Source organism: Streptomyces sp. NPDC000941 (assembly GCF_053599555.1).
Genome location: NZ_JBSFMM010000333.1, coordinates 1 through 8,989, shown reverse-complemented (window position 1 = coordinate 8,989; position 8,989 = coordinate 1). Strand labels below are relative to the sequence as shown.

Here is an 8,989-nt window from a genome sequence, read left to right as displayed (position 1 = left end):
GCCGGAGCATGTGCCCCGGCGCCCGCCCCACCGCTACTGCGCGCGGGCCGCGGTCAAATGCTCCGCGTGCTCCTGGAGGGACCGGACGCCGACCTCGCCCCGGCCCAGCGCCTCGATGCCCTGGACGGCGGCCGCGAGGGCCTGGACCGTGGTCAGGCAGGGGACGGAGCGGGCCACGGCCGCCGTACGGATGTCGTAGCCGTCAAGACGGCCGCCGGTGCCGTACGGCGTGTTGACGATCAGGTCGACCTCGCCGTCGTGGATGAGCTGGACGATGGTCTTCTCGCCGTTCGGCCCCTCGCCCTCGCTCTGCTTGCGCACCACGGTCGCGTTGATGCCGTTGCGCTTGAGGACCTCGGCGGTGCCGGAGGTGGCCAGCAGCTCGAAGCCGAGGGCGACCAGCTCCCGGGCCGGGAAGATCATCGAGCGCTTGTCGCGGTTGGCGACGGATACGAACGCCCGGCCCTTGTTGGGCAGCGCCCCGTACGCCCCGGCCTGCGACTTGGCGTACGCCGCGCCGAAGACCGAGTCGATGCCCATGACCTCGCCGGTGGAGCGCATCTCCGGGCCCAGGATGGTGTCCACGCCGCGCCCCGAGGCGTCGCGGAACCGGCTCCACGGCATCACGGCCTCCTTGACGGAGATCGGCGCGTCCAGCGGGAGCGTGCCGCCGTCGCCGCTGCTCGGCAGCAGGCCCTCGGCGCGCAGCTCGGCGATGGTCGCGCCCAGCGAGATACGGGCGGCGGCCTTGGCGAGCGGCACGGCGGTGGCCTTGGAGGTGAAGGGGACCGTACGGGAGGCGCGCGGGTTCGCCTCCAGGACGTACAGGATGTCCCCGGCCATGGCGAACTGGATGTTGATCAGCCCGCGCACCCCGACGCCGCGCGCGATGGCCTCGGTGGAGGACCGCAGCCGCTTGATGTCGAAGCCGCCGAGGGTGATCGGGGGCAGCGCGCAGGCCGAGTCGCCGGAGTGGATACCGGCCTCTTCGATGTGCTCCATGACGCCGCCGAGGTAGAGCTCATGGCCGTCGTAGAGCGCGTCCACGTCGATCTCGATGGCGTCGTCGAGGAAGCGGTCGATGAGGACCGGGTGCTCGGAGATCAGCCCGGCGTGCCGCTCCAGATAGGCGGCCAGGGACGGCTCGTCGTAGACGATCTCCATGCCGCGGCCGCCCAGCACGTACGAGGGGCGGACCATGACCGGGTAGCCGATCTCGGCGGCGATGCCCTTGGCCTCCGCGAAGGAGAAGGCGGTGCCGTACTTGGGCGCGGGCAGCCCGGCCTCGGTCAGCACCCGGCCGAAGGCGCCGCGCTCCTCGGCGAGGTTGATCGCCTCGGGCGAGGTGCCGACGACCGGCACGCCGTTGTCCTTGAGCGCCTGGGCCAGGCCCAGCGGGGTCTGGCCGCCGAGTTGGACGATGACGCCCGCGACCGGGCCCGCCTGCTGCTCGGCGTGGACGATCTCCAGCACGTCCTCCAGGGTGAGCGGCTCGAAGTAGAGCCGGTCGGAGGTGTCGTAGTCGGTGGAGACGGTCTCCGGGTTGCAGTTGACCATGACGGTCTCGTAGCCCGCGTCGTGCAGCGCGAAGGAGGCGTGCACACACGAGTAGTCGAACTCGATGCCCTGGCCGATCCGGTTGGGGCCCGAGCCCAGGATGATCACTGCAGGCTTCTCGCGCGGCGCGACCTCGGACTCCTCGTCGTAGGAGGAGTAGAAGTACGGGGTCTGGGCGGCGAACTCGGCAGCGCAGGTGTCCACGGTCTTGTAGACGGGGCGTACGCCCAGGGCATGGCGCACCTCGCGGACCACGTCCTCGCGCAGCGAGCGGATGGCCGCGATCTGGGCGTCGGAGAAGCCGTGCCGCTTGGCCTCGGCCAGCAGCTCCGGCTCCAGCTTCTCGGCGGCCGCGAGCTCGTCGGCGATCTCCTTGATCAGGAAGAGCTGGTCGACGAACCACGGGTCGATCTTCGTGGCCTCGAAGACCTCTTCCTGCGTGGCCCCGGCCCGGATGGCCTGCATGACCGTGTTGATACGGCCGTCGGTCGGGCGCCGGGCCTCGTCCAGCAGGGCGGCCTTGTCGCCGGGCTCGCCGACGAACGAGAACTGGCTGCCCTTCTTCTCCAGCGAGCGCAGCGCCTTCTGCAGCGCCTCGGTGAAGTTACGGCCGATCGCCATGGCCTCGCCGACCGACTTCATGGTGGTGGTGAGGGTGGAGTCGGCGCTCGGGAACTTCTCGAAGGCGAACCGCGGGGCCTTGACGACCACATAGTCGAGCGTCGGCTCGAAGGAGGCCGGGGTCTCCTGCGTGATGTCGTTCGGGATCTCGTCGAGGGTGTAGCCGACGGCGAGCTTGGCCGCGATCTTGGCGATCGGGAAGCCGGTCGCCTTGGACGCCAGGGCCGAGGAGCGCGAGACGCGCGGGTTCATCTCGATGACGATGACCCGGCCGTCGTCGGGGTTGACCGCGAACTGGATGTTGCAGCCGCCGGTGTCGACGCCGACCTCGCGGATGACGGCGATGCCGATGTCGCGCAGCACCTGGTACTCGCGGTCGGTGAGGGTCATCGCGGGCGCGACGGTGATCGAGTCGCCGGTGTGCACGCCCATCGGGTCGAAGTTCTCGATGGAGCAGACGACCACGACGTTGTCGTGCTTGTCGCGCATCAGCTCCAGCTCGTACTCCTTCCAGCCGAGGATGGACTCTTCGAGCAGCACCTCGGTGGTGGGCGAGAGCGTCAGGCCCTGGCCGGCGATGCGGCGCAGCTCCTCCTCGTCGTGGGCGAAGCCGGAGCCGGCGCCGCCCATGGTGAAGGAGGGGCGTACGACGACGGGGTAGCCGCCGAGCCCGTCGACGCCGGCGAGGACGTCGTCCATGGAGTGGCAGATGACCGAGCGGGCGGACTCGCCGTGGCCGATCTTGGTGCGGACGGCCTCGACGACGCCCTTGAAGAGGTCGCGGTCCTCGCCCTTGTGGATGGCCTCGACGTTGGCGCCGATCAGCTCGACGCCGTACTTCTCGAGCGTGCCCGCCTCGTGCAGGGAGATCGCGGTGTTGAGCGCGGTCTGCCCGCCGAGGGTGGGCAGCAGCGCGTCGGGGCGCTCCTTGGCGATGATCTTCTCGACGAACTCCGGGGTGATCGGCTCGACGTACGTCGCGTCGGCGATCTCCGGGTCGGTCATGATCGTGGCCGGGTTGGAGTTGACCAGGACGACCCGCAGCCCCTCCGCCCGCAGGACGCGGCAGGCCTGGGTCCCGGAGTAGTCGAATTCGGCGGCCTGGCCGATGACGATCGGGCCGGAGCCGATGACCAGAACGGACTGGATGTCGGTGCGCTTAGGCACGCTGGCCCTCCATCAGGGAGACAAAGCGGTCGAACAGGTAGGCCGCGTCGTGCGGACCCGCGGCGGCCTCGGGGTGGTACTGGACGCTGAACGCGGGGCGGTCGAGCAGCTGAAGGCCCTCGACCACGTTGTCGTTGAGGCACACATGGGAGACCACGACCTGCCCGTACGGGGTGTCGGATGGCCCGTCCAGCGGGGCGTCGACGGCGAAGCCGTGGTTGTGCGCGGTGACCTCGACCTTGCCGGTCGTGCGGTCCTGTACGGGCTGGTTGATGCCGCGGTGGCCGTACTTCAGCTTGTAGGTACCGAAGCCCAGCGCGCGGCCGAGGATCTGGTTGCCGAAGCAGATGCCGAACAGCGGGGTGGAGCGCTCCAGGACCGCCCGCATCACGGAGACCGGGTGGTCGGCGGTGGCCGGGTCGCCCGGGCCGTTGGAGAAGAACACCCCGTCGGGCTTGACCGCGTAGACGTCCTCGACGGTGGCGGTCGCGGGCAGGACGTGCACCTCGATACCGCGCTCGGCCATCCGGTGCGGGGTCATGCCCTTGATGCCGAGGTCGACCGCGGCGACGGTGAACCGCTTGGTACCGATCGCGGGCACGACGTAACGCTCCGTGGTGGCGACCTCGCCGCTCAGGTCCGCGCCCTTCATCTCGGGCACGGCCCGCACCTTGGCCAGCAGGGCCGTCTCATCGGCGACCTCCTGGCCGGAGAAGATGCCGACGCGCATGGCGCCGCGCTCGCGCAGATGGCGGGTGAGGGCGCGGGTGTCGATACCGCTGATGCCGACCACGCCCTGGGCGGCCAGCTCCTCGTCCAGGGAGCGGCGCGAGCGCCAGTTGGAGGGCACCCGGGCGGGGTCGCGGACCACATAGCCCGAGACCCAGATCCGCTTCGACTCCGGGTCCTCGTCGTTGACGCCGGTGTTGCCGACGTGCGGGGCGGTCATGACGACGACCTGGCGGTGGTACGAGGGGTCGGTCAGGGTCTCCTGGTAGCCGGTCATACCGGTGGAGAACACCGCCTCGCCGAAGGTCTCCCCCACGGCGCCGTAGGCCCGGCCGCGGAAGGTGCGGCCGTCCTCCAGGACGAGGACTGCGGGGCTCTCGGCCCCCCTGTTGGAGGTGGTCATCGTGCGCCTTCCGTGTCGTGCGAGGGGGCGACCGCGTCGCTGGGGCCACCGGAGAGTGCGGAGAGTTCGGTGAGGGCGTCCACCCACGCGGTGTGCTCGGCCGCGTGGTCGGAGCGGAAGCCGGAGTCGATCAGGCGGTCGCCCAGCTGCCAGGTGATCACCAGCAGGCCGCCCTCGGTGAGGACCTTGCCGGCGATGCCCTTGTCGAGCCGGGCGCCGCGCAGGCTCGCGGCCGGGATGAAGAAGTCGCTTGCCCCGGGCCGTACGACGGCGAGGCCCTGCTCGGTCAGGGTGAGCTCGGCGCGGCTGCGGGTGCCGAGTCCCCGGGCGACGATCCGGTCGAGCCACTGCCCGGCGGTGGTCGAGCCGTGGTAGCGGCCGGAGAGGCGCAGCCGGGCGGGCCCGAGCTCCGCCGGGTCCGGGGCCTGGGGCAGCTCGGGCAGATCGCCCTGGAGCGTGCCCCGCCACTTCCAGCCCTCGCGCATCAGCCAGTAGACGAGCCCGATGACGAGCAGCAGGCCCACGACCCAGCCGACGCGCGCGGCCCAGTCCGTCACGTCCTGCGACTTCTGCTCGGCCGCCAGGCCCGCCAGGTGGCCCGCCGCCGGATGTGCCAGGTTGCTCAGACCGTTCAGACTGCTCAGAGGTGTCACGCCAGTTTCCCGTCCACGACCGTCGCCCGGCCCCGCAGGAAGGTGTACGTCACTCGTCCCGGCAGTTCACGGCCCTCGTAGGGGGTGTTGCGGCTGCGGGAGGCGAAGCCCGCAGGGTTCACCACACCACGGTATGCGGAGTCGAGCAGAGTGAGGTTGGCGGGCTCCCCGGGGGCGATGGGGCGCCCGTGGCCGGCCAGGCGGCCGATGGCCGAGGGGCGGTGCGACATCCGGTCGGCGACGCCCGCCCAGTCCAGCAGGCCGGTGTCGACCATGGTGTGCTGGACGACGGAGAGCGCGGTCTCCAGGCCGACCATGCCCATGGCCGCCGCGCCCCACTCGCAGTCCTTGTCCTCGTGCGGATGCGGGGCGTGGTCGGTGGCGACGCAGTCGATGGTGCCGTCGGCCAGCGCCTCGCGCAGCGCCATGACGTCGGCCTCGGTGCGCAGCGGCGGGTTCACCTTGTAGACGGGGTTGTAGGAGCGTACGAGCTCGTCGGTGAGCAGCAGGTGGTGCGGGGTGACCTCGGCGGTCACGTTCCACCCCTTGGACTTGGCCCAGCGGACGATCTCGACCGAGCCCGCGGTGGACAGATGGCAGATGTGCACCCGGGAGCCGACGTGCGCGGCGAGCAGCACATCGCGGGCGATGATCGACTCCTCGGCGACGGCCGGCCAGCCGCCGAGCCCCAGCTCGGCGGAGACCACGCCCTCGTTCATCTGGGCGCCCTCGGTCAGCCGCGGCTCCTGGGCGTGCTGGGCGATGACGCCGTCGAAGGCCTTCACGTACTCCAGGGCGCGGCGCATGATCACCGCGTCGTCCACGCACTTGCCGTCGTCGGAGAAGACCCGTACGCCCGCGGCCGAGTCGTTCATGGCGCCCAGCTCGGCGAGCTTCTTGCCCTCCAGGCCGACGGTGACGGCGCCGACGGGCTGCACATCGCAGTAGCCGGACTCCTTGCCGAGCCGCCACACCTGCTCGACGACGCCCGCGGTGTCGGCGACCGGGAAGGTGTTGGCCATGGCGTGGACGGCGGTGTAGCCGCCCGCGGCGGCCGCGCGGGTGCCGGTGTGGACGGTCTCGGAGTCCTCGCGGCCGGGCTCGCGCAGATGGGTGTGGAGGTCGACGAGGCCGGGCAGCAAGATCTGTCCCGTGGCGTCGATCACGGTCGCGTCGCCCGCGTCGATGCCGGTGCCGACGGAGGCGATCCGCTCGCCCTCGATCAGCACGTCCCGCGGCTCGCCACCGAGGACCTTCGCACCGCGGAGGAGGGTCTTGTGGGTGTCGCTCATGGTTACTTGCTCTCCTCGGTGGCGGTGCGGGACGTGGTGACGGCGGGCTCGTTCCCGCCGAGCAGCAGATACAGGACGGCCATGCGGATCGAGACACCGTTGGCGACCTGCTCGACCGCGGTGCAGCGGTCGGAGTCCGCGACCTCGGCGGTGATCTCCATGCCGCGGTTCATCGGGCCGGGGTGCATGACGATGGCGTGCTCGGGCATACGGGCCATCCGGTCGCCGTCAAGCCCGTAGCGGCGCGCGTACTCGCGCTCGGTGGGGAAGAAGGCGGCGTGCATACGCTCGCGCTGGACCCGCAGCATCATCACGGCGTCGGACTTGCCGACGACCGCGTCGAGGTCGTACGAGACCTCGCACGGCCAGCTCTCGACTCCGAAGGGCACCAGGGTCGGCGGGGCGACCAGGGTCACCTCGGCGCCCAGGGTGGACAGCAGATGGACGTTGGAGCGGGCGACCCGGCTGTGCAGGACGTCGCCGACGATCGTGATCCGGCGGCCCGCCAGGTCCTGCCCGGTGCCCGAGGTCAGATGGCGGCGCATGGTGAAGGCGTCGAGCAGCGCCTGGGTGGGGTGCTCATGGGTGCCGTCCCCCGCGTTGACGACCGAGCCGCCGATCCAGCCGGAAGTGGCCAGCCGGTGCGGGGCGCCGGAGTCGTGGTGGCGGATGACGACGGCGTCGGCGCCCATCGCCTCCAGGGTGAGCGCGGTGTCCTTCAGGGACTCGCCCTTGGAGACCGAGGAGCCCTTGGCGGAGAAGTTGATGACGTCGGCGGACAGCCGCTTGGCAGCCGCCTCGAACGAGATACGGGTGCGGGTGGAGTCCTCGAAGAAGAGGTTGACGACGGTACGGCCGCGCAGGGTCGGCAGTTTCTTGATCGGCCGGTCGGCGATACGGGCCAGCTCCTCGGCGGTGTCGAGGATCAGGACGGCGTCGTCGCGCGTGAGATCGGCGGCCGAGATGAGGTGGCGCTTCATCCGGTTGCTCCGTGGGTGAGGGAGATGTTCAGGCGTGCGGCGGGCAGGCGGGGGCGCGGGGGCGTCGTCGTGGCCGGTGCACCGGGCCCGCGGCGGTCACCGGGGCTCCGGTCCGGTCCGTGGGCGACCGTGGCTCCGCGGTTCCGTAGCCGTGGCTCCGTAGCCGTGGCTCCGTGGTCCGTGGTTCCGTGCCGCGACGGCTCCGTCCGGGCTACTGCCCGTCCGCGGGGGCGGTCCCGCGCACCCCGAGGAGCACGCTGTCGCGGCCGTCCTCCTCGGTGAGCTGGACCTTGACCGTCTCCCGCAGCGACGTGGGGAGGTTCTTGCCGACGTAGTCGGCGCGGATCGGCAGTTCGCGGTGGCCGCGATCCACCAGGACCGCGAGCTGCACGGCGCGCGGCCGGCCGATATCGCCCAGGGCGTCGAGCGCGGCACGGATGGTGCGGCCCGAGAAGAGCACATCGTCGACCAGCACCACCAGACGGCCGTCGATGCCGTCGCCGGGGATGTCGGTGCGGGCGAGCGCGCGAGCCGGGCGCAGCCGCAGGTCGTCGCGGTACATGGTGATGTCGAGCGAGCCGACCGGCAGCTCGCCGGGCGCCTTGCCGGTGATCTCCTCGAGCCGCGCGGCCAGCCGCCGGGCGAGGTGCACACCGCGGGTCGGGATGCCGAGAAGCACCACGTCGTCGGCGCCCTTGGCGCGCTCGACGATCTCGTGGGCGATGCGGGTCAGAACGCGGGCGATGTCCGGTGCCTCGAGCACAGAGCGAGCCGCGTCTGCAGTACGTGCGTCCATATGAAACGGACCTCCTTCTCCGCCTCACGGGACGGACCTTAAAGGACGTCGGAATTGCGCCATTCACAGTAGCAGGGGCGGCGGGCCGGTCCGGCATCGCCCCTGGCCGAGGCCCCCTGCGCCCCGTTCGGCTTGACGAATGGAGATTACGCTGCGTAACCTCACAGTGAGTTACCAGTCTTCGTCCGGGGAGCTTTATGTCCAGCGAATACGCCAAACAGCTCGGAGCCAAGCTCCGTGCCATCCGCACCCAGCAGGGCCTCTCCCTTCACGGTGTCGAGGAGAAGTCCCAGGGCCGCTGGAAGGCCGTCGTGGTCGGCTCGTACGAGCGCGGGGACCGTGCCGTGACCGTGCAGCGCCTCGCCGAGTTGGCCGACTTCTACGGCGTCCCGGTCCAGGAGCTGCTTCCGGGCACCAGCCCGGCCGGGGCCGCAGAGCCGCCGCCGAAGCTGGTGCTGGACCTCGAGCGGCTGGCCCATGTGCCGGTCGAGAAGGCGGGGCCGCTGCAGCGGTATGCCGCCACGATCCAGAGCCAGCGCGGGGATTACAACGGCAAGGTGCTGTCGATCCGCCAGGACGACTTGCGCACCCTCGCCGTGATCTACGACCAGTCGCCTTCGGTGCTGACCGAGCAGCTGATCAGCTGGGGTGTGCTGGGCGCGGATGCGCGCCGGGCCGTCCAGCACGAGGACGTCTGACGCCGCGCGCGGCCTCTTTGGAAGTCACCAGAAAAGCGAGAATGACCAGCAGAAACGTGCCGCCGGGGGCGGTGGGACCGAAAGGTTCCACCG

7 protein-coding genes are annotated in these 8,989 nt (G+C 71.0%); 1 reads left to right on the top strand and 6 read right to left on the bottom strand.

The annotated features are described in order from the left end of the window. Positions 1-33: 33 nt before the first annotated feature. The 6 genes from carB to pyrR form a co-directional block, all read right to left on the bottom strand. Positions 34-3,345 (bottom strand): carbamoyl-phosphate synthase large subunit, encoded by a 3,312-nt coding sequence (carB, locus tag ACWDSL_RS49830; protein ID WP_450495954.1) that lies wholly within the window; start codon positions 3,343-3,345, stop codon positions 34-36. Next, positions 3,338-4,477, bottom strand: a complete 1,140-nt coding sequence (gene carA / locus ACWDSL_RS49825; RefSeq protein ID WP_450495952.1) for a glutamine-hydrolyzing carbamoyl-phosphate synthase small subunit — start codon at positions 4,475-4,477, stop codon at positions 3,338-3,340. The genes carB and carA overlap by 8 nt, the downstream gene beginning before the upstream one ends. Continuing rightward, positions 4,474-5,103: a PH-like domain-containing protein gene (locus tag ACWDSL_RS49820; protein WP_450495956.1), complete on the bottom strand. Its 630-nt coding sequence runs from the start codon at positions 5,101-5,103 to the stop codon at positions 4,474-4,476. The genes carA and ACWDSL_RS49820 overlap by 4 nt, the downstream gene beginning before the upstream one ends. A gap of 23 nt (positions 5,104-5,126) precedes the next feature. Then, positions 5,127-6,422 carry a dihydroorotase gene (locus ACWDSL_RS49815; protein ID WP_014174962.1) on the bottom strand — a complete coding sequence of 432 codons (1,296 nt, stop codon included), beginning with the start codon at positions 6,420-6,422 and terminating at the stop codon, positions 5,127-5,129. A 2-nt stretch (positions 6,423-6,424) separates the two neighbouring features. Beyond that, positions 6,425-7,402: an aspartate carbamoyltransferase catalytic subunit gene (locus ACWDSL_RS49810; RefSeq protein ID WP_450495950.1), complete on the bottom strand. Its 978-nt coding sequence runs from the start codon at positions 7,400-7,402 to the stop codon at positions 6,425-6,427. 211 nt (positions 7,403-7,613) lie between these two features. Further along, positions 7,614-8,198 carry a bifunctional pyr operon transcriptional regulator/uracil phosphoribosyltransferase PyrR gene (gene pyrR / locus ACWDSL_RS49805; protein ID WP_450495948.1) on the bottom strand — a complete coding sequence of 195 codons (585 nt, stop codon included), beginning with the start codon at positions 8,196-8,198 and terminating at the stop codon, positions 7,614-7,616. A gap of 197 nt (positions 8,199-8,395) precedes the next feature. Between pyrR and bldD the strand changes: the two genes are divergently transcribed. Then, a complete protein-coding gene (gene bldD / locus ACWDSL_RS49800) occupies positions 8,396-8,896 on the top strand; it encodes a transcriptional regulator BldD (RefSeq protein WP_014056259.1) in 501 nt (166 codons plus the stop codon). The last annotated feature ends 93 nt before the right edge of the window (positions 8,897-8,989 follow it).